24 protein-coding genes are annotated in these 22065 nt (G+C 63.9%); 9 read left to right on the plus strand and 15 right to left on the minus strand.

The window, feature by feature from the left end; translation table 11 throughout:
• Nucleotides 1-48 precede the first annotated feature (48 nt).
• The gene (locus ACPRTJ_RS18925) at nt 49-1293 is read left to right on the plus strand and encodes a lipoprotein-releasing ABC transporter permease subunit (protein ID WP_043864660.1); all 1245 of its coding nucleotides are present in this window, start codon (nt 49-51) and stop codon (nt 1291-1293) included.
• Nucleotides 1294-1395: 102 nt separating this feature from the next.
• On the opposite strand, the gene ACPRTJ_RS18930 is transcribed toward ACPRTJ_RS18925, so the two are convergent.
• Nucleotides 1396-2754 carry a heavy metal sensor histidine kinase gene (locus ACPRTJ_RS18930; RefSeq protein ID WP_078479607.1) on the minus strand — a complete coding sequence of 453 codons (1359 nt, stop codon included), beginning with the start codon at nt 2752-2754 and terminating at the stop codon, nt 1396-1398.
• Nucleotides 2751-3431 (minus strand): heavy metal response regulator transcription factor, encoded by a 681-nt coding sequence (locus tag ACPRTJ_RS18935; protein WP_043864549.1) that lies wholly within the window; start codon nt 3429-3431, stop codon nt 2751-2753. Before ACPRTJ_RS18935 ends, ACPRTJ_RS18930 begins: the two co-directional genes overlap by 4 nt.
• Nucleotides 3432-3583: 152 nt before the next feature.
• On the opposite strand from ACPRTJ_RS18935, the gene ACPRTJ_RS18940 reads away from it, so the two are divergent.
• The gene (locus ACPRTJ_RS18940) at nt 3584-4105 is read left to right on the plus strand and encodes a cupredoxin domain-containing protein (RefSeq protein ID WP_043864548.1); all 522 of its coding nucleotides are present in this window, start codon (nt 3584-3586) and stop codon (nt 4103-4105) included.
• Nucleotides 4106-4162: 57 nt separating this feature from the next.
• A complete protein-coding gene (gene queF, locus ACPRTJ_RS18945; protein ID WP_054916181.1) occupies nt 4163-4993 on the plus strand; it encodes an NADPH-dependent 7-cyano-7-deazaguanine reductase QueF in 831 nt (276 codons plus the stop codon).
• Between the two features lie 49 nt (nt 4994-5042).
• Here the strand turns inward: queF and ACPRTJ_RS18950 are convergent, their stop codons facing one another.
• Both ACPRTJ_RS18950 and ACPRTJ_RS18955 read right to left on the minus strand, forming a co-directional pair.
• A complete protein-coding gene (locus tag ACPRTJ_RS18950; RefSeq protein ID WP_043864546.1) occupies nt 5043-5306 on the minus strand; it encodes a DUF4404 family protein in 264 nt (87 codons plus the stop codon).
• 124 nt (nt 5307-5430) lie between these two features.
• Nucleotides 5431-6018, minus strand: coding sequence for a hypothetical protein (locus tag ACPRTJ_RS18955; RefSeq protein WP_054916180.1), 588 nt, complete (start codon nt 6016-6018; stop codon nt 5431-5433).
• Between the two features lie 206 nt (nt 6019-6224).
• Here ACPRTJ_RS18955 and ACPRTJ_RS18960 point away from each other — a divergent pair, with 206 nt between their 5' ends.
• A complete protein-coding gene (locus ACPRTJ_RS18960; RefSeq protein WP_043864544.1) occupies nt 6225-6929 on the plus strand; it encodes an MlaA family lipoprotein in 705 nt (234 codons plus the stop codon).
• Between the two features lie 50 nt (nt 6930-6979).
• Here the strand turns inward: ACPRTJ_RS18960 and ACPRTJ_RS18965 are convergent, their stop codons facing one another.
• The gene (locus tag ACPRTJ_RS18965) at nt 6980-7279 is read right to left on the minus strand and encodes a PilZ domain-containing protein (protein ID WP_043864543.1); all 300 of its coding nucleotides are present in this window, start codon (nt 7277-7279) and stop codon (nt 6980-6982) included.
• Between the two features lie 270 nt (nt 7280-7549).
• Between ACPRTJ_RS18965 and rssB the strand changes: the two genes are divergently transcribed.
• Both rssB and rssC read left to right on the plus strand, forming a co-directional pair.
• Nucleotides 7550-8734: a two-component system response regulator RssB gene (gene rssB / locus ACPRTJ_RS18970; protein WP_043864542.1), complete on the plus strand. Its 1185-nt coding sequence runs from the start codon at nt 7550-7552 to the stop codon at nt 8732-8734.
• Complete coding sequence (rssC, locus tag ACPRTJ_RS18975; protein ID WP_043864541.1) at nt 8731-9213, plus strand: anti-sigma factor antagonist RssC; 483 nt, start codon at nt 8731-8733, stop codon at nt 9211-9213. Before rssB ends, rssC begins: the two co-directional genes overlap by 4 nt.
• A gap of 40 nt (nt 9214-9253) precedes the next feature.
• On the opposite strand, the gene ACPRTJ_RS18980 is transcribed toward rssC, so the two are convergent.
• From ACPRTJ_RS18980 to dusA, 3 genes are all read right to left on the minus strand, one after another.
• Nucleotides 9254-11140, minus strand: a complete 1887-nt coding sequence (locus ACPRTJ_RS18980; RefSeq protein WP_058541326.1) for an alkaline phosphatase D family protein — start codon at nt 11138-11140, stop codon at nt 9254-9256.
• Nucleotides 11141-11314: 174 nt separating this feature from the next.
• Entirely contained in the window at nt 11315-12241 is a 927-nt protein-coding gene (tal, locus tag ACPRTJ_RS18985; protein WP_043864539.1) for a transaldolase, read from the minus strand.
• Nucleotides 12242-12361: 120 nt separating this feature from the next.
• The gene (gene dusA, locus ACPRTJ_RS18990; protein WP_123752349.1) at nt 12362-13372 is read right to left on the minus strand and encodes a tRNA dihydrouridine(20/20a) synthase DusA; all 1011 of its coding nucleotides are present in this window, start codon (nt 13370-13372) and stop codon (nt 12362-12364) included.
• 259 nt (nt 13373-13631) lie between these two features.
• On the opposite strand from dusA, the gene ACPRTJ_RS18995 reads away from it, so the two are divergent.
• Nucleotides 13632-13871, plus strand: coding sequence for a divalent metal cation transporter (locus ACPRTJ_RS18995; RefSeq protein WP_426427175.1), 240 nt, complete (start codon nt 13632-13634; stop codon nt 13869-13871).
• Here ACPRTJ_RS18995 and ACPRTJ_RS19000 read toward each other — a convergent pair.
• Entirely contained in the window at nt 13868-14509 is a 642-nt protein-coding gene (locus ACPRTJ_RS19000; RefSeq protein ID WP_043864536.1) for an HD domain-containing protein, read from the minus strand. The two genes, ACPRTJ_RS18995 and ACPRTJ_RS19000, sit on opposite strands and share 4 nt — an antisense overlap.
• A 127-nt stretch (nt 14510-14636) precedes the next feature.
• On the opposite strand from ACPRTJ_RS19000, the gene ACPRTJ_RS19005 reads away from it, so the two are divergent.
• On the plus strand, nt 14637-15602 hold the full coding sequence (locus ACPRTJ_RS19005) for a GlxA family transcriptional regulator (protein ID WP_100633170.1): 966 nt from the start codon (nt 14637-14639) through the stop codon (nt 15600-15602).
• A gap of 6 nt (nt 15603-15608) precedes the next feature.
• Here the strand turns inward: ACPRTJ_RS19005 and ACPRTJ_RS19010 are convergent, their stop codons facing one another.
• The gene (locus ACPRTJ_RS19010; RefSeq protein WP_058541323.1) at nt 15609-15956 is read right to left on the minus strand and encodes a hypothetical protein; all 348 of its coding nucleotides are present in this window, start codon (nt 15954-15956) and stop codon (nt 15609-15611) included.
• 203 nt (nt 15957-16159) lie between these two features.
• On the opposite strand from ACPRTJ_RS19010, the gene ACPRTJ_RS19015 reads away from it, so the two are divergent.
• Nucleotides 16160-17830, plus strand: coding sequence for a BCCT family transporter (locus ACPRTJ_RS19015; protein WP_054915306.1), 1671 nt, complete (start codon nt 16160-16162; stop codon nt 17828-17830).
• A gap of 139 nt (nt 17831-17969) precedes the next feature.
• Here the strand turns inward: ACPRTJ_RS19015 and ACPRTJ_RS19020 are convergent, their stop codons facing one another.
• Genes ACPRTJ_RS19020 through ACPRTJ_RS19040 form a run of 5 tightly spaced genes read right to left on the minus strand, consistent with a single transcriptional unit; the run spans nt 17970 to nt 22031 of the window.
• Nucleotides 17970-18680: a 3'-5' exonuclease gene (locus ACPRTJ_RS19020; protein ID WP_043864532.1), complete on the minus strand. Its 711-nt coding sequence runs from the start codon at nt 18678-18680 to the stop codon at nt 17970-17972.
• Nucleotides 18677-20554 carry a DUF294 nucleotidyltransferase-like domain-containing protein gene (locus ACPRTJ_RS19025; protein WP_043864531.1) on the minus strand — a complete coding sequence of 626 codons (1878 nt, stop codon included), beginning with the start codon at nt 20552-20554 and terminating at the stop codon, nt 18677-18679. The genes ACPRTJ_RS19020 and ACPRTJ_RS19025 overlap by 4 nt, the downstream gene beginning before the upstream one ends.
• A 38-nt stretch (nt 20555-20592) precedes the next feature.
• On the minus strand, nt 20593-21297 hold the full coding sequence (locus tag ACPRTJ_RS19030) for a hypothetical protein (RefSeq protein WP_315405682.1): 705 nt from the start codon (nt 21295-21297) through the stop codon (nt 20593-20595).
• 37 nt (nt 21298-21334) lie between these two features.
• Entirely contained in the window at nt 21335-21724 is a 390-nt protein-coding gene (locus ACPRTJ_RS19035; protein WP_054915304.1) for a helix-turn-helix domain-containing protein, read from the minus strand.
• Between the two features lie 4 nt (nt 21725-21728).
• A complete protein-coding gene (locus ACPRTJ_RS19040; RefSeq protein WP_054915303.1) occupies nt 21729-22031 on the minus strand; it encodes a type II toxin-antitoxin system HigB family toxin in 303 nt (100 codons plus the stop codon).
• Between the last annotated feature and the right edge of the window lie 34 nt (nt 22032-22065).

Here is a 22065-nt window from a genome sequence, read left to right on the forward strand (position 1 = left end):
TGCATGGCGGGCCCCTTGTCTCTTTTCTTTACCTGGGTGCTTCAGTTCATGTTCAGACCCTTGTCAATTTTCATCGGTGCGCGTTACACCCGTGCCAAGCGCCGCAACCATTTCATCTCGTTCATCTCGATGACCTCGATGATCGGCCTGTCCCTGGGCGTGCTGGCGATGATCGTGGTGCTGTCGGTGATGAACGGCTTCCAGCGTGAAATGAGTGCGCGGATCCTGGGCATGGTGCCGCATGCCGCCGTGCTGGGCGCCCAGCCGCTGGACAACTGGCAGGCGGTGGCCGATGCCGCGTTGAAGAACCCCGAAGTGCTGGCCGCTGCGCCGCTGACCGAGATGGAAGGCATGCTCTCCTACAAGGGCGCGATGCAGCCGATCCAGATCAGCGGCATCGACCCTGCGCAGGAAGGCAAGGTCTCGATCGTGGCCGACCACATCGTTCAGGGCCGGCTCGACGACCTAAAGCCGGGCGAGTTCGGCGTGGTGGTAGGCGAGATGACGGCGCGTCGGTTTGGCCTCAGGGTCGGTGACAAGCTGACCCTGATCGTGCCCGAGGTGAGCACCGCGCCCGGCGGCATCACCCCGCGCATGCAGCGCCTCAACGTGGTCGGCGTGTTCAAGGTGGGCGCCGAGCTGGATGGCTCCATGGGCCTGATCCACATGGCCGATGCGGCGAGTATGCAGCGCTGGGCGCCGAACCAGGTGCAGGGCGTGCGGCTCAAGGTCAAGGACCTGTATGCCGCGCCGCAGGTGTCCAGGGCGATAGTGGGCGAACTGGGCGAGCAGTACCGTGCCGATGACTGGACCCACACCCAGGGCAGCCTGTTCAGTGCCATGAAGATGGAAAAGACCATGATCGGCCTGCTGCTGATGATGATCATTGCGGTGGCGGCGTTCAACATCATCGCCACCCTGATCATGGTGGTGAACGACAAGGGCGCGGACATCGCCATCCTGCGTACCATCGGCGCGACGCCGGCGCAGATAATGGGCACGTTCATGGTGCAGGGCAGCCTGATCGGTGTGGTGGGCACCTTGATCGGTGGTGTGCTCGGCGTGATCGCGGCGCTCAATGTGAGCCAGATCGTCGGCTGGCTGGAGCGGGTCAGCGGGCAGCATATCTTTACCTCGGACGTGTACTTCATCAGTACGCTGCCATCGGAACTGCAATGGGGCGATGTGGCGTTGATCTGCACGGCGGGGTTGGTGATGAGCTTTCTGGCCACCCTGTATCCGGCGTGGCGTGCTTCGCAGGTCGAGCCGGCGTACGCCTTGCGGTACGAGTGATGCCACCGCTCTTGTAGGAGCCGGCGTTGCCGGCGAATCGGACACACTGCCTGGCCATGTTCAGGCATGCCGCATGCGCCGATTGGCCGGCAACGCCGGCTCCTACAGGGCTGCGTTGTGTTCCGGCAAGTCGATCAGGAACCGCGTCCACCCCTGCGCCGATTCGGCACTGATCACCCCACCGTGCGCCTGCACGATCGAACGGGTGATCGCCAGCCCCAGCCCCGCATGTTCGCTGCTGCCTTCCCGGCGTGCCGGGTCGGCCCGGTAGAACCGGTCGAACAGCCGCGGCAATAGCGCTGCATCGATCGGCGCCCCGCGATTGGCCACCACCAGGCGAACCCTGCCATCACCCTGCGCAATCTCGACCCGTATCTCGCCCTGTGCCGGGGTAAAGCGCAGCGCGTTGTCCAGCAGGTTGGACAGGGCCCGTCGCAGCATGTTGCGGTCTCCCGTCAGCTCGGCCAGCCCTTCGCGGCTCAGGCTGATCTGTGCATCCTCGGCCAATGGCGCGTAGTACTCGATCAAGGCATCGGCCTCCTGGTCCAGCGCCAGGGGCTCGCGATTGGGCATCAGCAGGCCATGGTCGGCCTTGGCCAGGTACAGCATGTCGTTGACCAGTTGCGCCATCCATTGCAGTTCCTCGAGGTTGCCGTGCAATGCCTCGCGATACTCCTCCAGGCTGCGCGGGCGGGTGAGGGTGACCTGGGTGTGGGTCAGCAGGTTGGACAGCGGCGTGCGCAGCTCGTGGGCAATGTCGGCCGAGAAGGCCGACAGGCGCTGGAAGGCATCGTCCAGACGTTCGAGCATGGCATTCATGGTGCCGGCCAGTTGCGCCAGCTCTGGCGGCATCTGGGCCTGGGGCAGGCGTGTGGTCAGCGAGCGTGCCGAAACGCCGGCTGCCACCTCGCCCATCCGGCGCAGCGGACGCAAGCCACGGCGCACGGCCCAGGCACCGAGCAGCGCGGTGGCCAGAGCCGAAAGGCCCATCGTCAGCCAGATCAGGCGCTGCATGCGTTGCAGAAAGTGCTGGTGGTGGGTGATATCCAGAAACAGGGTGAGCCGGCTGCCGCCTTCAAGCACCACGCACAGGCTGCGAAAATCCATGCCCTCGCTGCGCAGGGTGCTCAGGCCCGGTGTGTCGGGTGCGTCAGGCAGGCCGGGGCGGCTGGCAAACCACTGCGCCCCGTCGCTGCCACGAATGCGCAGTGCAAGGTCGGCCTGGTGGCTCAGCTCGCCGCGCAGCAGCGGTAGCCGCGCTGCCAGGCTCGGGCGGTCGTGCACGCCAACGAGCGCCTGGCGCAGTACCGACAGGCGACTGTCGAGCAACTGCTGATCGAGCTCGATGAAGTGGGCCTCGCTGGCCCGGCTGAACAGGAGCCCCGCCGTCAGTGACACCGCCGCCGTGCAGGCGGCGAACAACAGCGCCAGGCGTGCGCCCAGGGACAATCTGCGCATCACGCCGGGCGCTCCTCGAGCACGTAGCCCATGCCGCGCACGGTGTGGATCAGCTTGTTGTCGTGGCCATCGTCGACCTTCAGGCGCAGGCGCCGGATCGCCACTTCGATCACGTTGGTGTCGCTGTCGAAGTTCATGTCCCACACCTGCGAAGCGATCAGCGATTTGGGCAGCACCTCGCCCTGGCGGCGCAGCAACAGTTCGAGCAGGGCGAACTCCTTGGCGGTGAGGTCGATGCGTGCCCCGGCGCGTTCCACCCGGCGGCGAATCAGGTCCAGGCGCAGGTCGGCCAGGTTCAGGGTGGTTTCCTGGGGCGGGCTGGCGCCGCGGCGCAGCAGGGTGCGGACCCGCGCCAGCAGTTCGGAGAACGCAAAGGGTTTGATCAGGTAGTCGTCGGCGCCCAGTTCCAGGCCATGCACGCGGTCCTCTACCGCATCGCGGGCCGTGAGGAACAGCACCGGGGTGTCGAAGCCGGCCTCGCGCACGGCCTGCAGAATCTGCCAGCCGTCACGCCCGGGGAGCATCACGTCGAGAATCAGCAGGTCGTAGTCGCCGCTCAGGGCCAGGTGCTGACCGGTATCGCCGTCGGTGGCCAGTTCGGTGCTGAAGCCGGCTTCGTTGAGGCCCTGGCGTAGGTAGAGGCCGGTCTTGGGCTGGTCTTCGACGATCAACAGTTTCATGGGCTTCTCGGCAGCGTTGGGGGCTGGGTTTATACCCTGTGGCAGGGTGCGCGGGGCAAAGCTGACAAAGTTGTAATGTTTTCGTCAGGTGGTTGCCAGCGGCAGTTTTCTACAGTGCGGGGCATGAGCTTGCACATGATAGAGGATGCACGATGAAACGCTTGATGATCGCGAGCGCCCTGGCGCTGTGGAGCCTGCCGCTGCTGGCGGCACCCGGGCACGAGTACGCCTTCGGCAAGCCGGCTGCGGCGGCGCAGGCCACGCGCACGGTGGAGGTCGTGATGGGCGACATGTACTTCGAGCCGCGCGCGCTGCAGGTCAAGGCCGGCGAAACGGTGCGTTTCGTGCTGGTGAACAACGGCCAGGTGCCCCACGAGTTCAACCTGGGGGATGCGGCCATGCACGCCCGGCACCAGCAGGAGATGCTCGCCATGCAGGGGCAGATGGATCATTCGGCAATGGGACATGGCGGCATGAATCATGGCGGTGATGATCATGGTGCGATGGGTAGCGGCGGCATGCAGCATGACGACCCGAACATGGTGATGGTGGCGCCGGGCAAGCGCGCCGAACTGACCTGGACCTTCAGCCAGAGCACGCCGATCGAGTTCGCCTGCAACGTGCCGGGGCATTACCAGGCCGGCATGGTGGGCAAGCTGACTATCGCCAAATGACCAATGCAGCGCGCAAACCCGATAAACTAGACCAATTTCGTCCTTCAGGTTTGAGCCATGCATCCCGCCGCCGAACATTCGCCACTGGGCAAGTCCAGTGAATACATCAGCACCTACACGCCGTCGCTGCTGTTCCCCATCCCGCGTGCAGCCAAATGGGCCGAGCTTGGGGTCACCGCGCAAACGTTGCCGTGGTCGGGTGTGGATTACTGGAACTGCTTCGAGCTGTCCTGGCTGCTGCCTTCGGGCAAGCCGGTGGTGGCCATCGGCGAGTTCGCCATCCCGGCCGATTCGCCGGCCATCATCGAGTCCAAGTCGTTCAAGCTGTACCTGAACTCGCTGAACCAGACCGAGTTCGCCTCGGCGCAGGCGGTGCAGGCCTGTCTGGTCAAGGACCTGTCTGCGGCAGCCGGCAAGCCGGTAGGGGTGCGTATCCGCAGCCTGGCCGAGGTTCAGCGCGAGGGTGTGATGGCGCTGCCGGGCACCTGCATCGATGACCTGGAGGTCAGCATCAGCAACTACGAGCAGCCGCAACCGGAGCTGCTGCGCTGCGATGCCGAGCGTGTGGTGGAAGAGACCCTGCACAGCCATCTGCTCAAATCCAACTGCCCGGTGACCGGGCAGCCGGACTGGGGCAGCGTGACCGTCCATTACCGCGGCGCGGCGCTGGACCATGCCAGCCTGCTGACCTACCTGATCAGCTTCCGTCAGCATGCCGACTTCCACGAGCAATGTGTGGAACGTATCTACCTGGACCTCAAGCGCCTGCTCAACCCCGAAACCCTCACGGTGTATGCGCGCTACGTGCGCCGGGGCGGGCTGGACATCAACCCGTACCGCAGCACCGGGCCGGTCACCCTGAAGAACCTGCGCCTGGTTCGCCAGTAACGAAAAAGCCCCGTCCAGTGTGACGAGGCTTTCGTTTTTGCCGCGGGGTTCAGATGCCCATGCTTTGCAGGCTCTGAACGATGTTGCGCAGGGTGGCGGTCAGGCCCGGGTGCTCGACTTCGAAACGTTCGACGGCGAGGTTGACGCCGTCGACCAGGTTGTTGTCCGGGGTTACGGCCTCCAGTTCGATTTTTGCTTGGATCTGCGCCATCAGTTCGTGCAGCTCGACACGCTCCTGTTCCGAGAGCGGTGGGTTTTGCTCCAGTTGCTCGCGCAGGGCGTCGAGTTGCGCTTGAAGTTCGCGGGCAGGCATGGGTGTTCTCCCTCTATGAATAGGCTCAGACATGGACCCCGCGCGCGGGCGAAAGGTCCGTGCCTCGCTGTTCAGGTTAATCCACCCGGCGCCGCTTTGCATGACCCTGATCAATGTGCCTGTATCAGGGTTTTTCGCCCTTGAGGCGGCGCAGGCCGATATCGGCCAGGCAATCGGCCAGTTGTTCCAGCTGGTCGATCACCGAATGCACCCCCAGCCCGAACAGGTGAACGGTAGCCTTGCCTCGCTTGAGTTCGCGCTCGCGTTCCTCCAGTGCCTGCCAGGTAGCCTCGTCCAGCCCGCACAGCGAGCCGCACGAGGCCAGGCCCACGGTCCACAGCCCGGCGTTGAGCCCGGCCTGCAGCAGGCGCGGCTCGCCGCTGACCAGCACGCAGCCATCGAGCCGGTCGGCCTTGAGCTGCATCAGGGCGTGCCAGCAGGCATCCGGCGCGGGCCAGGGCGCGTGGCCGGTGGTATCCGGTCGGCGCACCCAGGCGGGCAGCGCCTGGCTCAGGTGCTGGCCCAGGGCAGCCGGCAGTTCGTCGAGCCAGGCACAGGGCACGCCGTGTTCCCGCAGCCAGTGCAGGGCGGGCAGGGCGCCTGGTGTAGGCCTGGCCGGTGCGTTGCCGGGCGCCTGGCATCGTGCGCCGAAGTCGACCAGGCAGCCGCGCAGGCCGAACAGCACGGCGGTGAAGGCGGGGGAATGGGGCATGGCAACGTCCCTGAAATAACCAGCAAGGCTAACGTCGGGGTGTGACCGTGGCGTGACGCTTTGATGACCTTCAGGCGGCTTTCACAAAATATCGACGCAGGTTGGAGGAAGCTGCCTAATCTGCCAGAGAGGCTTTATACTTGTTTCCTTTTGGCTGTCGACGGCCTGATGCCGGCGCAGTGCAATGTTTGCCTAGGAGAAATTTTATGCGTGGGATCGGTGCTGGCGTGATCGATCGTATGACCCGTGCCTGTGTCTGCGCGAGCCTGCTGCTGGCGCCGGTACTGGCCCAGGCGGCGACCGAGGAAGACCCGTGGGAGAGCATCAACCGGCCGATCTTCCGGTTCAACGACACGATCGATACCTACGCGCTCAAGCCGCTGGCCCAGGGCTACCAGTGGGTGACGCCGCAGTTTCTCGAGGACGGCATCCACAACATGTTCCGCAACCTTGGTGACGTGACCAACCTTGCCAACAACGTGTTGCAGCTCAAGCCCCACGCAGCCGGCGTGGATACCGCGCGGTTGATCGTCAACACCACCTTCGGCCTGGCCGGCTTCTTCGATGTGGGTACCAAGATGGGCCTGCAGCGCAGCGACGAGGACTTCGGCCAGACCCTCGGCTATTGGGGTGTAGGCAGTGGCCCGTACGTGATGCTGCCGCTGCTTGGGCCGAGCACCGTGCGCGATGCGATCGCCAAGTACCCGGATACCTACACCGAACCCTACCGTTACATGGACCATGTGCCCACCCGCAATACCGCAATCGCGGTGGACGTGGTGGACACCCGTGCCAGCCTGCTGTCGGCCGAGAAGATGATCCGTGGCGACAAGTACAGCTTCATCCGCAACGCCTACCTGCAGAACCGCGAGTTCAAGGTCAAGGACGGGGATGTAAAAGACGATTTCTGATCGTGATGCATGAAAAAGGCGGCCATGGCCGCCTTTTTCATGCCTGCTGTTCAGCTCATCGCAAGGATCTTGAGGCCCAGCTTCTGCTGGCCCTGGGGCTGATCGGCAATCCACACCACTTGCGTTGTGGCGTGCAGGCCCTTGAGTGAAGGGTGGTCCGAATCGATGCTGACGCTGAGGTTGTCTCCAACCTGAAAGGTTTTCGCTGCCTGTACCTGCATGCCGCTGCTCGAGAGGTCCAGGCACACCGCCGCAATCACTTGTTCGGCATGTATCAGGGTAACGTCGGTATCTACCCGCATCCTGATGAAATCACGCTTCTCGCTATAGTCGGCGTGGTTCTGGCTCATGCCTGCATCCTTCCATTGGGTTGCGATAGAAGGGGTTTTTATAACTCCCGGTGATTTGTGCTGTAAAGAGCACAGGCGACCATCGGTGCATGCTTGAAACCCCCGGCGGATGGGAGTACCGTCTGCGCCTTACAGGGCACCTCTGACATTTGCCGGGCAGGCCTTTTGTCCTACACCTGAAATGCAAGAGTGGCTAGAAGTGAATCCAGTAAGCGGGCCTCGTTTTGCCTGGCCGCCTACCCCAACCTATTTCTGGCGCCGTTTGCCCACATGCAGAAAAACAGTGCAACGCTGCTGATAATCGATGATGACGATGTAGTGCGTGCGAGCCTCGCCGCCTACCTGGAAGACAGCGGCTTCAGCGTCCTGCAGGCAAGCAACGGCCAGCAGGGTCTCCAGGTCTTCGAGCAGGAACAGCCTGATCTGGTGATCTGCGATCTGCGCATGCCGCAAATGGGCGGCCTGGAGCTGATTCGCCAGGTTACCGAGCGTGCCCCCGACCTGCCGGTGATCGTGGTGTCGGGCGCGGGCGTGATGAACGATGCCGTCGAAGCGTTGCGCCTGGGTGCTGCCGACTACCTGATCAAGCCCCTGGAAGACCTGGCAGTGCTGGAGCACTCGGTTCGCCGGGCGTTGGATCGGGCGCATCTGGTACTGGAAAACCAGCGTTACCGCGACAAGCTCGAAACCGCCAACCGTGAGCTGGAGGCCAGCCTGCACCTGCTGCAGGAAGACCAGACTGCCGGGCGCCAGGTGCAGATGAACATGCTGCCGGAGAACCCCTGGAAGGCCGGAGACCTGCGTTTCGAACACCAGATCATTCCGTCTCTGTACCTGTCTGGCGATTTCACCGATTACTTTCGTGTCGACGAGCGACGCGTGGCGTTCTACCTGGCCGACGTGTCCGGCCATGGTGCCTCCTCGGCGTTCGTGACTGTGCTGCTCAAGTTCATGACCACGCGCCTGCTGTTCGAATTCAAGCGCGCCGGCACCTTGCCCGAGTTCAAGCCGTCCGAGGTGCTCGGGCATATCAACCGCGGCCTGATCAATTGCAGGTTGGGCAAGCACGTGACCATGGTGGGCGGCGTGATCGACGAGCACACCGGCCTGATGACCTACAGCATCGGCGGCCATCTGCCGTTGCCGGTGCTGTACACCCCGGACGACACCCGCTACCTCGAAGGGCGCGGCCTGCCGGTGGGGCTGTTCGACGAGGCCACCTACCAGGATCACGTTCTGGAGTTGCCGCCGCAGTTCAGCCTCACATTGCTGTCTGATGGCATTCTGGACCTTTTGCCTGGCGACACACTCAAAGATAAGGAGGCTGCCTTGCCTGAAATCATCAAGGCAGCAGGTGGCAGCCTGGATGGGCTGCGCCAACGATTCGAATTGGCTACGCTTGGGGAGATGCCGGATGATATCGCCCTAATGGTGTTGAGCAGGAACCTTCAATGAGTACTGGAAGAATCCAGTTTGCCGAGCAGAATGGCACCTTTGTTCTGAAGTTCGTCGGTGAAGTGCGTCTGACCCTGTGTTCGGCGCTGGATGCAACGATTGAAAAGATCTTCACGGCGCTGAATTTCTCGGCGATCGTCATCGATCTTACCGAAACCAACAGTATCGACAGCACCACTCTGGGCCTGCTGGCCAAGTTGTCGATCCTGTCGCGGCAGAAGGTCGGCCTGCTGCCCACGGTGGTGACTACCCATGCCGATATCACCCGGCTTCTGCAGTCGATGGGCTTCGATCAGGTGTTCAACATCGTCGATCGTCCAATCCCGTGCCCTGAGTGCCTGACCGATCTGCCGTCCCAGGACCAGAACGAAGAGGTAGTGCGCGCCAAGGTGCTGGAAGCGCACAAGATCCTCATGGGCCTGAACGACTCCAACCGCGAAGCCTTCCACGACCTGGTCAACGCCCTGGAGCGGACCTGATCGATCCTGGCGCCCTGTAGCGGGCGCCGAACTCACCTTTTCATTCAGCCTCGCGGGGAAACTCCGTGGGCGGCGCGCCGTTGGCGTTGAGCTGGAAGATGCGCTCGGGCTGCCCCTGCGCGTTGAAGAACACCTGGCCCAGCCCGGCGCTGTTCCACAGGCGCTCGCCGGCCTTGCTGTGCGCGGGTGTACGCGGCACCACCTGCATCAGGCGGCGCTTGGTGAACCAGTTCAACGGTGATCGTGGGGCATAGAGCCAGCGATTGAGTCGGTCGAACACATCGAGCAGTCGGCGCGGGAATTCGTTCTTGATGCCGCTGCTGGTGATCTGCCACAGGTGCGGGGCGCCGCGTTTGTGACGAATCATTACCTCGTACACGAAGGAATAGTGCACGTCGCCCGAGAGGATCACGTAATGCCCTGGCGTGCGCGAGTGACGGAAGATATTCAGGATCACCTGCGCCGCCCCCCGGTGCGCCATCCAGTTCTCGGCGTCCACCAGCAGCGGATAGCCGCACCAACTGAACACGCGCTGGATGGTTTCGATCAGCTTCACTCCAAACAGCGGGGCGGGGGAGACGATGATGGCCGAGGGGTGGTCCAGCAAGGCCTGCTGTAGTTCGCACAGCGCTTCCCAGTCCAGCAGCCCGGAGGGCTTTTGCAGCTTGCTCTCGCTGCGCCAGCGACGTGTGCGGGTATCGAGTACCAGCAGCGCAGGCTGGGTGGGCAGCACGAAGTGCCATTCCTGAAAGCGCAGCAGCTGTTTGATCAGGCCATCTTGCGCAGCGCGGTCGAAATAGCCGTCGTCATCGGCGCTGTGGCTCAGGGCCTGGCAGCTTTGCAGCAGCTCGCCAAACACGTCCGGGTTGTTGCCCCAGCCCTGGCAGAGCATGTAGCCGATCAGCGCGTTGCCGATGATGCGCCGCGAGAAGGCGTGCCCGTAGGCGGTTTCTTCCCATTGGGCCGAGAGGTTCCAGTCGTCGGTGATGTCGTGGTCATCGAAGATCATCAGGCTGGGCAGGTGCGCCAGTACCCGCGCCACGCCATCCAGCCCTTCGACGAAGCCCTTCAGGCAGTGCTGTTCGCGCTGGTAGCGGGCCTGGCGCTGGGTGGTCAGGCCTGATGGCATGGGGGTGTCGACCAAGGTCCAGGGCACAGGCGACCAGACCAGCAGGTACATGGCCATGATCTCGGCCAGGGTTACCAGGTGGTTGTCGGCGTTGCTGCTGGTGAAGATGGGTTTGCGCGTGCCGCCGAAAAAGCGCTCGCGCAGGGTTTCGTTGCTCTCCAGGGCTGGCAGCAGGTCGGCACGGTGATAGTAGCTGGCCGGGTGGCGGTACAGCTCGGCGCTGTTCTGCACCACGGCGCCTTCCAGGTGCTCGTGGTACAGGCCCAGCCGTTCGATCAGCCCGTGGATGGCCCGCAGCATGGGGCCGGCGACATCGTCGGCGTACACCTGGTCGCCGCTCATCATCAGCAGCGCCGGGCGCTCGGCGGGTGCGTGGGGCGCGGCCAGCAGGCGGTCGGCGCACAACAGGCCATCGGCGGCGGGGTGGTGCGGCTTGCGGCACGAGCCATGCAACAACTGGTCGAGGCGCTCGCGTATCACGAAGTTGGGCAGGCGGGCGCCTTCATACAGCAGGTGTGGGGCCCAGGTGGCGATGCCCTGGCCGCCGACCAGCACGTCGTAGTCGATCTGCACGTCGGTGGGCAGTGGGGTGTGCAGCTGGATATCGAGCAGGTGCACGAAGGCGTGCTGGCCGATGGGGATGACCTGACAGCTCAGGGTGTATTCGGTGGAGTGTTGCAGGTGCAGTTCGGGCTGCAACGGCTGTGAGCCGACCAGCCACAGGACCATGCGCGCAGGCTCCAGGCGGCGCAGCAACGGGCCGGCCAGTACCAGGGGCAGCGGGGTGTTTTCGGGCATTGATTACTCGAAGATGGATGGGTGCGCCTTCGGCGCTTCGCCGGCAATGCCGGCTCCTACAGTATCGTGCAGCCCTGTAGGAGTCGGCGTTGCCGGCGAAGAGGTCTGCAAGATCCAGCGTGCAAAACCGTTAATGCTCCGCCTTCACACCTTGCCTGGCAAACCGTATTTGTATCAGGCCTTTGCAGCCAACAACGCCTCGAGTTTCTCCTGATCCCGCGCAAACTGGCGGATGCCCTCGGCGAGTTTCTCGGTGGCCATGGCATCTTCGTTGGAGAGCCAGCGGAACTGGCTTTCGTCGAGTGTCAGGCGTGGCTCGCCAGCCTTGCCCGGGGTGAGCTTGCGCGCCAGGGTGCCCTGGTCATCGCTGAGCTGCTGCAGCAACTCAGGGCTGATGGTCAGGCGGTCGCAGCCGGCCAACTGCTCGATCTGGCCGATGTTGCGGAAGCTGGCGCCCATGACCACGGTGTCGTAGCCGTTGGCCTTGTAGTAATCGTAAATACGCGTGACCGACTTCACGCCCGGGTCTTCGGCCCCGACATACTCCTTGCCGGTCGATTTCTTGTACCAGTCGTAGATACGGCCCACGAACGGCGAAATCAGGAACACCCCGGCATCGGCACAGGCAGCCGCCTGGGCGAAGGAAAACAGCAGGGTCAGGTTGGTCTGGATGCCTTCCTTTTCCAGCACCTCGGCGGCGCGGATGCCCTCCCAGGTGGAGGCCAGCTTGATCAGCACGCGGTCGCGGCCGATGCCGGCCTTGTCGTACAACTCGATCAATTGGCGCGCCTTGGACAGCAGGGCAGGTTGGTCGAAGGACAGTCGGGCGTCCACTTCCGTGGAAATACGGCCCGGGATCACCTTGAGAATTCCGCTGCCCACCGATACCGCGAATGCATCGCAGGCAAGGCCCAGGTCGCCCTTGCTGTGCTTGAGCGCGTCATCGAGCAGCTCGGCATAGCCGGGCATGGCGGCGGCCTTGAGCAACAGGGACGGGTTGGTGGTGGCGTCGACCGGCTTGAGCCGGCTGATCGCATCGATATCGCCGGTGTCGGCGACGACCGTGGTGAACTGCTTGAGTTGTTCCAGCTTGGAAGTCATGAGCGTGCTCTGTCCTGTGCGGTTGGACGACATTACCCGAGCGCTGCCGGCCGCTCAAGGGCTGTGCGGCAGGCTATCGGGGGAGGGTAACGATTGGAGTGTCCAGCCGCGCGCAGGTTCCTAGCGTCCTTCCAGCAGCAGCCCCGCCTGGTCGAGCAGGCCCAGGGGGTCGGTGCTCTTGTGGATGTCCACCGACAGTAGTTGGCGGAACTTGCGAGCGCCGGGGAAGCCCTGGCCCAGGCCGAGGATATGCCGGGTGACATGGTGCATGGCGCCGCCGTTCTGCAGGTGCTGGGCGATGTACGGGCGCAGCCTGGCCAGCGCTTCGCTGCGGCTGATCACCGGGGCGTCGCTGCCGAACAGCTGCTGGTCGACTTCGGCCAGTACATAAGGGTTGTGGTACGCCTCGCGGCCGAGCATCACGCCGTCGAAGGTCTGCAGGTGTTGCTGGCATTCGGCGAGGGTCTTGATGCCGCCATTGAGAATGAACTCCAGGTCCGGGAAGTCGGCCTTGAGCTGCGCGGCGACGTCATAGCGCAGTGGCGGGATCTCGCGGTTCTCCTTGGGCGAGAGGCCCTCGAGGATGGCGATGCGCGCGTGTACGGTGAAGCTGCGGCAGCCTGCGTCGCGTACCTGGCCGACGAAGTCGCAGAGCTCGGCGTAGCTGTCGCGGCCGTTGATGCCGATGCGGTGTTTGACCGTGACCGGGATCTGCACTGCGTCGAGCATGGCCTTGACACAATCGCCCACCAACCCCGGATGGCCCATCAGGCAGGCGCCGATCATGTTGTTCTGCACGCGGTCGCTGGGGCAGCCGACGTTGAGGTTCACTTCGTTGTAGCCGGCGTTTTGCGCGAGTACGGCGCAGGCGGCCAAGTCCGCCGGCACGCTGCCACCCAGTTGCAGGGCCAGCGGGTACTCGGCTTCGTCATGGCGCAGAAAACGCTCGGCGTCGCCATGCAGCAGGGCGCCGGTGGTGACCATTTCGGTGTAGAGCAAGGCATTGCGCGACAGCAGGCGCAGGAAGAAGCGGCAGTGGCGGTCGGTCCAGTCCATCATGGGTGCAACGCTGAACCGGCGGGACGGCTCGGGCCGCGTATCTACAGGAGTTGTAACAGGTTCTGAGAGCATGTTCGTCTACGTGTGGTGCAGCCAATTCGGGGTGTTTCGGGCGATGGGCGTTCTGCGCTGACACCGCGTCACACCGGCCAGCCCCAAAAACACAAGTGCGCCAGTTTACCAAGAGTCTGCAACCTTCGCCTGCAAGCCCGTCATGCCGGCGCCCAAACGGCCGTGGGCGGGCTAGTCTGTTGCTGTCCCCTGCGCAATGTTCGGCCCACCCCCGCAGGTGAATCGAGGCGCGGCCATGAAGCCTGTCAGGAAAATCGGATTGCGCCGCAGCCTGCGACGGCTTGGGCCCGGGTTGATCACCGGCGCCGCCGACGACGATCCGAGCGGTATCGCCACCTATTTTCAAGCCGGCGCACAGTTTGGTTTCTCCATGCTGTGGACCGTGGTGCTGACCCTGCCCCTGATGATCGCGATTCAACTGGTGAGCGCACGCATCGGCTACATCACCCGTCGCGGCCTGGCCGCCACTATCAAGCACCACGGGCCAGCAGGTGCCTAGCTCGCCCACTTCGAGCCGCGAATCACCGCACAGAAATTCCCGGGCTTGAAGGCGGGGTCCTTGTCGGCCAGCACATCCGCCTTGACGTTGCCGAATGTGGTCTGTGGCTTGTGGCGGATGCCGTCGTAGAAGGCCTGGATGATGTCTTCCTTGAAATGCTCGCCCCGCGGGTGGGCGCTGACGATGGCTTCGCGCTCGGCAGCGCCGTACTGGCCGTGGGTCAGCCCCAGCACGTCCATCTCGACCCCTGCCGTCACCAGCGCCACCACCGGGTGCATGTGCTCGGGTATGCCTGGGGTGGTGTGCAGAGCGATGGCGGTCCATACCGTATCGATGTCCTGCTGGGCGATGCCGTGGCCGCACAGGAAGTCGCGTGCGGCATTGGCGCCATCCACTTCGAAACGCTCGCAGGCGCTGCTGTGCTGATGGGTCAGGCCCATGTCGTGGAACATGCAGCCGCAGTACAGCAGCTCGGCGTCGAACTTCAGGCCGCGCTTCTGGCCCGCCAGGGCGGCGAAGTAGAACACGCGGCTGGAATGGTGGAACAGCAGGGGCGAGGCCGTATCGCGTACCACCTCGGTGATTTCGCGGGCGAGCTGGCTGTCGGGGATCTTGATGCCGTGGATGTCGAGTGTCATGGGGCAGGCTCCGGGTTGCGGTTCGCCTCCATTGTCAGCCTCGACACTGCTGTCCTCAAATGGCGTGATACGCCATATACTGCCATTTCACGTGAAATCACGACGCCTTGAGGTTCGCCCCTTCGCCATGACCAGAACCATTGCCGTACTCGCGCTGCCCGGTGTTCAACTGCTCGATGTGTCGGGCCCGCTGGATGTGTTCGCCCAGGCCAATGTCGAGGCGGGTCGGCAGGTCTACACGTTGCAGGTGGTGGCGTGCGAGGCAGGGCCCATTCACAGCTCGTCCGGTGCGCGGCTGTTGCCCGACCTAGTGGCAGGTGAGCCCGGGCAGCGCTTCGACACCTTGCTGGTGGCCGGGGCGCCGGATGCGGCGCGGATGCAACTGAACAACACGCTGCTGGCCTGGATCCGCGATTGCGCGGGCCAGTCGCGCCGCTTCGGCTCGGTGTGCACCGGCGCCTTCGCGCTGGCGGCCAGCGGGTTGCTGGATGGGCGGCGGGTGACCACGCACTGGGCCGCGGCACAGGCCCTGGCACAGCGTTACCCGAGCCTGAGCGTGGAAGAGGATGCGCTGTATGTGCGCGACGGCAAGCTGCGCACAGCCGCCGGGGTCACTGCCGGGCTGGACCTGGCGCTGATGCTGGTGGAGGAAGACCTGGGCCGTGAAATCGCGCTGCGGGTAGCGGCGCAACTGGTGATGTTCTTCAAGCGCCCGGGCGGGCAGTTGCAGTTCAGCCGCAAGGGCGAGGCGCAGCCAGCCGGGCGTTCGGTGTTGCAGCAAGTGCAGCGCTGGGTGGCCGCCAACCCGCAGCTGGCGCTGACAGTCGAGGCACTGGCCGAACATGCCGGCCTCAGCCCCCGGCATTTTGCCCGGCTGTTTCATGCCGAGGTGGGCGTCACGCCCGCAGCCTGGGTGGAGTCGGCGCGGGTGGCCGCTGCACGCGCCCTGCTGGAGGCCGGTGGTGATGCGCCCAAGCAGGTCGCCGCCAAATGCGGCTTCGCCAACGCCGACACCTTGCGCCGCGCGTTCTTCAAGCACGTGGGGGTGACACCTGCCGAGTACCGCAAGCGTTACGGGCACGGCGGGGCGTAGCAACGCTCAGTCGTGCTCCTGGCCCAGGTAGAGCAGCTCGCTTTCGAACAGGTTCTCCAGCATCTCACGCGTCAGCGGCTCCACCAGCGTGCCTGCATGGTGGGTGATGCGCAGGCTGGCGCCGGCCTGCTCCAGCGCATCGATGATTGCCAGCAGCGTTTGCTGCTGCGTCACCGTGCCTTGCTCGCTGGGCACCTCCAGGGCGAAGTCCGTGGTATCGAACAGCACGACCGGCGTTTGCGTGCCCACCTTGCGCATCAGCTCGCCGATGCTGTCGGCAGACCACTGGCGCAGCAGCTTGACGATCCCTGGCTTGTGGTCGGCGGCGGTGACGGCGATGGCGTATCGGGACATGGGGGCTCGCTTGAGTCGTGCAATAAAGGGCCGGCAAGGTGAATGCAAATAATGGCAAAAAGCCTTGAACCGATGACGGGTGCGGCGGTCCGACCTCAGGCCTGCTACCCTGTGGCCTTCACATTTCTCGTTTTGCCATAGGAACAGCGGGGCTATCAGATCACTGCACGTCGAAGCGTGCCAGCAATTCAAGGAGCTATTTCGTGGGAAGAACCCCCTCCAACGACACACCCGGGCATTCTCAGCCGCCGACCGTCGACGGCATTCCAGCTCCCAGCGGTGAAGTAAACCTGATCGATACCGACTACGTCGTCGGCCAGGACAATTTCAAGGGCGAGTTTTCCTTCTCGCTGGACATCCACGGCAAGGTGTTCCTCATCTCTGCCGCCACCATCTTCCTGTTCGTCATCCTCACCCTGGCCTTGCAGAACGAAGTCGAGCCGGTGTTCAGCGCCATGCGCAGCTGGTTGACCGCCAACCTGGCGTGGTTCTTCATGAGCACCGCGAACATCTTCGTACTGCTGTGCCTGGGCCTGATCGTCTCGCCGTTGGGCAAGGTGCGCCTGGGCGGGCGCGAAGCGGTGCCGGACCATTCCTATGTGGGCTGGTTCTCGATGCTGTTCGCCGCCGGCATGGGTATCGGCCTGATGTTCTATGGCGTGGCCGAACCGATGTCGCATTTCTCGGCCGCCATGGGCGGGGTCACCCTCGACGCCAACGGCGTGCGTACCGACTGGGCGCCGCTGGGCGGTGCAGGCGGTGATGCCAAGGTGGCGGCCGACATGGCGATGGCGGCCACCATCTATCACTGGGGCCTGCACCCGTGGGCGATCTACGCGATCGTTGCGTTGTCGCTGGCGCTGTTCACCTACAACAAGGGCTTGCCGCTGTCGATCCGCTCGGTGTTCTACCCGTTGCTGGGTGAGCGCGTGTGGGGCTGGCCGGGGCATGTGATCGATATCCTGGCGGTGTTCGCCACGCTGTTCGGCCTGGCCACTTCCCTCGGGATCGGTGCCGAGCAGGCGGCAGCCGGGCTCGAATACCTGTTCGCGATCCCCTCGACCAATGTCAGCAAGGTGCTGCTGATCATCGGCATCAGCATCATCGCACTGGGCTCGGTGCTGGCCGGCATGGACAAGGGCGTGAAGATGCTGTCCCAGGTGAACATGGGCCTGGCGTTGCTGCTGCTGGTGTTCATCATCGTGGTCGGGCCGACCCTGGCGATCTTCACCGGCTTCTTCAGAAACCTCACGGCCTACATCGAGTACCTGCCGGCGTTGTCCAACCCGGTGGGGCGCGAGGATGCCGAGTTCACCCAGGGCTGGACTGCGTTCTACTGGGCCTGGTGGATCAGCTGGTCGCCGTTCGTGGGCATGTTCATCGCCCGTGTCAGCCGTGGCCGCACGGTGCGCGAGTTTCTCATCGCCGTGTTGCTGGTGCCCTCGCTGGTGTCGGTGCTGTGGATGACCACTTTCGGCGGCACCGCCATCGATCAGACCGTGAACCAGCACTTTGCCGGCGTGACCGATGCGGTGCTGGAGCTCAAGCTGTTCGCGATGCTCAGCGGCCTGCCGCTCAAGGAGATCACCTCGTTCATCGGCATCGTGCTGGTGGCGGTGTTCTTCATCACCTCGTCCGACTCCGGCTCGCTGGTGATCGATACCATCACTGCCGGTGGCAAGGTGGATGCACCGGTGCCGCAGCGGGTGTTCTGGGCGGTGATGCAGGGCGTGATCGCGATTGCGCTGTTGCTCGGTGGCGGCTTGATTGCGCTGCAGGCGATGGCGGTGTCGACCGGCCTGCCGTTCGCCATCGTGTTGCTGCTCGGCTGTGTGTCGCTGGTCAAGGGACTGATGTCGGAGCCGCGCGGTTAAAGCCCGCCCGGCGCAGCAACTTTATTGTGGGGGCGTAGCAGCCGGCCTTGCCGGCGATGGCGTGCATGGCGCCCCTGGCCCGGCGTAGCCGGGCATCGCCAGCAAGGCTGGCTCCTGCACAAAGCCAGTTTGCTGGCGTTCAATCCCACAGCCGCCCGATTTCCATTCCCGCTTCGAACCGATGTGCCACCTGTGCCTGCAACAGCTCGGCCGTGGCCAACGCATCGGTCAGGGCATGGTGCGCGTGATAGGGCGGCAGGTGATAGCGCGCGCGGCTGTCGGCCAGGCGTATCGAGGCTGGCGGCCGACGCAGCAGGCGGTCCCGCCAACTGCGTTTGCCACGGTGCAGCAGCGCTTCCAGCTGCATGGTGTCGATCACCGGAAACTCCAGCCCCTCACCCAGGTGCCGTCGCACCGCATTGTCGAGAAACCCGCGTTCCAGGTTGCGGTAATGCACCACCATCACATGCCCGGCCATGGCTCCCAGCAACGCGTTGAGCACATGGGGCAGGGTGGGCGCATGGCGGATGTCGCTGTGGGTGATGTGGTGGAAGGTCACCGACTCGTCGCTCAGTTCGGTGCGCGGTTTCACCACCCAGTAGCGCGCCTCGGCGCAGCGGATGCGCTGCAGGGTGAAGGGCATCAGGCCAATGCTGACAATGGCATCCTTCTGCGCATCCAGCCCGGTGGTTTCCACATCCAGCGCCAGCAACGGCACCTGCTCCAGGGGAGTGCCAGCCGGCACCACGCCGGCGGCATAGAAGTTCTTCAGCAGCGGGTTGCGCGCCTGGGCTGCCAATGCCTGAAAGCGCGTTGCCCAGTCGATACGGTCGATACCACGCGGCTTCATCGCGAGTGCCGCACGATGCCAGGGTAGCGAAAGCGCAGGAACTTCTGCGCATGGCTCAGCACCTGGAACGCTTCCTTGAGGTTGTGTCGCTCGCTGCTGGAGAAGCGCTCGGGCTCGATGTAGTTGTCCGGCTGCTGGCCGTTTTCGAGGGCGTCCACCTGGTGCCGAATGCGCACCATCGACAGGAACTCCAGCGCATAACGCAGGTGCTCGATGGCCGCCGGCTGCATCAGCTTGGTGGCGCTGATGGCTTCCAGGCGCTCGACCGAGTTCTGCGCGGTACTGGCGCAGGCCAGGGCATGTACGCGAATCAGGTCGGTGAGCGGTGCGGTGCCGCGGCCCTTGAGGTTGATGATCTGTTTCTGGCGGCCGTCGGTTTCCATCACGAAGGTCCGGAAGAACCCCAGCGGCGGCGTACGGTTTAGTGCATTGCGCGCCATGGCGGTAAGAAAGGCGGGGCTGGCGCTGGACTTCTGCGCGCACAGGGTCTTGAGGGTTTCCACCAGTTCCAGCTGGCCATACACCCCGTCGAGGTCGAAGAAGATGCTGCTGTTGAGCAGGGTGGCCGCGTTGGGTTTGTCGATCCACTGGGTGAAGTAGCCCTTCCATACCCGCAGCGGCTGGCGCCACTGGTCGTTGGTGGCCATGATCCCGCCCTTGCAGTAGCTGTAGCCGCACGCGGCCAGGCCGTCGCTGACGAAGGTGGCGAGTTTGAGGAAGTAGGCGTCGTGCTGCACCGGGTCGAAGCTGTCGTCCAGCACCAGGGCGTTGTCCTGGTCGGTGACCAGCAACTGTTCGTCCCGCGCCATCGAGCCCAGCGCCATGAAGCAGTACGGCACCGGCGGCGGGCCCAGGTCGCGTTCGGCCAGTTCCAGCAGGCGCTGGGTGAAGGCGCGACCGATGCCGGAAATCGCGCTGCCGATCATGTGCGCGGTGGCGCCATCGCGCACCATGCGCACATAGGTGCCGCGCAGGTCGCGCAGCAGCGAGCGCAGGCCGGCCACGCTGTTCTGGTTGGAGATGCTGTTGACCAGGTGCAGGCTGCTCTGGGACTCGTGGCGGATGATGTCCGACAGGTTGATCAGCCCAAGCGTGCGGCCCTTGTGCACCACCGGCAGGTGGTGGATGTTGCGCCGCAGCATGCACAGCATGGCTTCGAACACCGAGTCGTTGGCCTGGATCACCACCGGATCGCTCGACATCACCGTGCTGATGGGCAGGCTGCTGCTGAGGTCGGCGGCCAGCACGCGGGTGCGCAGGTCCCGGTCGGTGACCAGCCCCAGCAGTTTGTCGGGGGCATCCGGTACCGGTTCGACCACTGCCACGCACGACACGCTTTCGGCGGCCATCAGGCGCGCCGCGTCCAGAATCGAAGTGTCCTGGCTCACCCACACCAGGCTGCGCGAGAGCAGGGTGCGTGCCTTGAGCTGGATCAGCTCGCTGGCGCGGCCCTGGCCTTCGACAGCGGACTTGAGGCGCGAATGCCCTTCGGCCTCGACGAACTCGGCAAAGCTGTCGTGCTGCTCGCACAGTTCGGCAAACAGGTCTGCCGGAATGAAGTAGATCAGGCTGTCTTCCAGCGCCTTGGCCGGAAAGCGCACCTTGTTGCTGCGCAGCAACCCGGCCTGGCCGAAGATGTCGCCTTCGCCCAGGCGGTTGTAGAGCTCGCCGTTGCGCCGGTAGATCTCCACCGCACCGCTGCGCACGTAGTGCAGGTCCTGGATGCTGGCGCCTGCTTCCAGGATGGTGCTGCCGGCCTTGAAATAGCTCACCTGGATACGTGGCGCAATGCCGTTGAGGGTTTCTTCGGGCAGGGCGTCGAAAGGGGCGAAACGGTGGAGGTGATCGCGAACCTCCAGAAGCTCGATCTGCATGCAACCTCGCTGAATGTGGGCGTGAAGTGGACCGGGGCTCAGGGCCGCATCAACGGCTCGACGCCGATCCAGGATTTTTTCGGGTGGTGGCACAGTTGCAGTGGCGCCACAGTAACCGACTGCCCGTCGATTTCCAACGTGCCCAGGTTGATCGTCCACTTGGCGTCGGCGTTGAAGTCCGGGGTGTTGAACGCGACGTAGACCGAGCCATAGCGGCTGTTGTTGGTGAGCTTGGGAATGCGCCGGTGCACCTCGTCACTGTTGATGTCGAACGGTGAGGGGCGCACGTAGTCCTTGCCCGAAAGCGGGAAGTCGTTGTTCAACGCGCCCAGGTAAAGGTCCGGGCGGGCCGCCAGGCGCTGGCCATTCTCGAAGGTCAGGTAGGCCTTGCGGCTGTCGTACAGCATGGGGATGGGCGCTTCGCCCGACCCTGCCTTGAGAGGCTGCTGGCGATTCTTGTTGAAGCCGATCACCTGCACGTAGAACTCGCGCTGTGGCGAGCCATGGGGCACGCTGAAGTAACCCTGCGTGTAGGGTCGATCTCTCCACATCAGCGCATGGTCGTAGAGGTAGGTGTACAGGTAGAAAGTCTTGACCCCGTGCGCGGTCGGCACCTCGAACACCTGGCGCGACTCGCACAGGTCGGCATAGGCCGGGCGCTCTCGCGGGTAGGGCACGCAGGCGACGAGCAGGGCGCTCAGGGCAAGGGCAAGAGAAAAACGGTGGAACAGAACGTGCAACATGCCGGGCCTCCCTGGCTCGATAGCGCTGCGCAAGCAGTCAACGTGTAGTGTCGACGCCCTGCACTTGTCGAGGTTTTATCAGGCTTTGCGCCGGAATTCCGAACATTTCGTGCAACCGCCATATCATCGGCAGTGTCAGCGCTCTCGTTCCATTGAGTACTTCGTAGACCCGGTTCTTCCGGCCGATTGCCGGTACCAGGTCGGCGGCGCTCAGGCCGGACTGCTCCATTCTGAAGCGAATAGCCTCGATGGGGTCGGGCAGGTCGAGCGGAAACTGCTTGGTCTCATACGCCTCTATCAGCGTGACCATGACATCGAAGTAATCACCTTCGGGCGTGCCGGGTTCCGGCTCGTTGTCGAACAGCTCGGACACTGCGTCCAACGCGGCCTTGTAGTCCTGCTCGGTATGAATTGGGTGAATGTTCACAGGATCACTCCATCTCAACGGTGTCGGCGTCAATGCCATCGTATTGTTCGTGAGTACCGACAAACTTGATGTAGATGGCTTCGAAGCGATAGGCCACGGCAGCCACGATCCGATAGTCATTGCCTTTGATATTGAACACCACTCTGCGACTTTTGAGGATGCTGGCATTGCCGAACTGCGCCTTGATATCCGCAGGCGTGGACCATCTTGCCTGCCTGGCTTCGTCAATCCATGAGAGCAAGGGTTGCTTGGATGCAGGATGCTTCTCGGAAAATGCTTTCAGGTGACTGATGGCAATGATTCTCATAAGGCCCCATTCTGGTCCCAAGGTGGGACTTTTT

It is taken from the genome of Pseudomonas palmensis, assembly GCF_049942755.1.
Taxonomy (GTDB): domain Bacteria; phylum Pseudomonadota; class Gammaproteobacteria; order Pseudomonadales; family Pseudomonadaceae; genus Aquipseudomonas; species Aquipseudomonas palmensis.

What these genes read in the sequence shown, in the direction of transcription:
- ACPRTJ_RS18925 (WP_043864660.1), top strand. Translation starts at nt 49, where the DNA reads ATGTTCAGACCCTTGTCAATTTTCATCGGTGCGCGTTACACCCGTGCC.
- ACPRTJ_RS18935 (WP_043864549.1), bottom strand. Translation starts at nt 3,431, where the DNA reads ATGAAACTGTTGATCGTCGAAGACCAGCCCAAGACCGGCCTCTACCTA.
- ACPRTJ_RS18940 (WP_043864548.1), top strand. Translation starts at nt 3,584, where the DNA reads ATGAAACGCTTGATGATCGCGAGCGCCCTGGCGCTGTGGAGCCTGCCG.
- queF (WP_054916181.1), top strand. Translation starts at nt 4,163, where the DNA reads ATGCATCCCGCCGCCGAACATTCGCCACTGGGCAAGTCCAGTGAATAC.
- ACPRTJ_RS18950 (WP_043864546.1), bottom strand. Translation starts at nt 5,306, where the DNA reads ATGCCTGCCCGCGAACTTCAAGCGCAACTCGACGCCCTGCGCGAGCAA.
- ACPRTJ_RS18955 (WP_054916180.1), bottom strand. Translation starts at nt 6,018, where the DNA reads ATGCCCCATTCCCCCGCCTTCACCGCCGTGCTGTTCGGCCTGCGCGGC.
- ACPRTJ_RS18960 (WP_043864544.1), top strand. Translation starts at nt 6,225, where the DNA reads ATGCGTGGGATCGGTGCTGGCGTGATCGATCGTATGACCCGTGCCTGT.
- ACPRTJ_RS18965 (WP_043864543.1), bottom strand. Translation starts at nt 7,279, where the DNA reads ATGAGCCAGAACCACGCCGACTATAGCGAGAAGCGTGATTTCATCAGG.
- rssB (WP_043864542.1), top strand. Translation starts at nt 7,550, where the DNA reads ATGCAGAAAAACAGTGCAACGCTGCTGATAATCGATGATGACGATGTA.
- rssC (WP_043864541.1), top strand. Translation starts at nt 8,731, where the DNA reads ATGAGTACTGGAAGAATCCAGTTTGCCGAGCAGAATGGCACCTTTGTT.
- ACPRTJ_RS18980 (WP_058541326.1), bottom strand. Translation starts at nt 11,140, where the DNA reads ATGCCCGAAAACACCCCGCTGCCCCTGGTACTGGCCGGCCCGTTGCTG.
- tal (WP_043864539.1), bottom strand. Translation starts at nt 12,241, where the DNA reads ATGACTTCCAAGCTGGAACAACTCAAGCAGTTCACCACGGTCGTCGCC.
- dusA (WP_123752349.1), bottom strand. Translation starts at nt 13,372, where the DNA reads ATGCTCTCAGAACCTGTTACAACTCCTGTAGATACGCGGCCCGAGCCG.
- ACPRTJ_RS19000 (WP_043864536.1), bottom strand. Translation starts at nt 14,509, where the DNA reads ATGACACTCGACATCCACGGCATCAAGATCCCCGACAGCCAGCTCGCC.
- ACPRTJ_RS19005 (WP_100633170.1), top strand. Translation starts at nt 14,637, where the DNA reads ATGACCAGAACCATTGCCGTACTCGCGCTGCCCGGTGTTCAACTGCTC.
- ACPRTJ_RS19010 (WP_058541323.1), bottom strand. Translation starts at nt 15,956, where the DNA reads ATGTCCCGATACGCCATCGCCGTCACCGCCGCCGACCACAAGCCAGGG.
- ACPRTJ_RS19020 (WP_043864532.1), bottom strand. Translation starts at nt 18,680, where the DNA reads ATGAAGCCGCGTGGTATCGACCGTATCGACTGGGCAACGCGCTTTCAG.
- ACPRTJ_RS19025 (WP_043864531.1), bottom strand. Translation starts at nt 20,554, where the DNA reads ATGCAGATCGAGCTTCTGGAGGTTCGCGATCACCTCCACCGTTTCGCC.
- ACPRTJ_RS19030 (WP_315405682.1), bottom strand. Translation starts at nt 21,297, where the DNA reads ATGTTGCACGTTCTGTTCCACCGTTTTTCTCTTGCCCTTGCCCTGAGC.
- ACPRTJ_RS19040 (WP_054915303.1), bottom strand. Translation starts at nt 22,031, where the DNA reads ATGAGAATCATTGCCATCAGTCACCTGAAAGCATTTTCCGAGAAGCAT.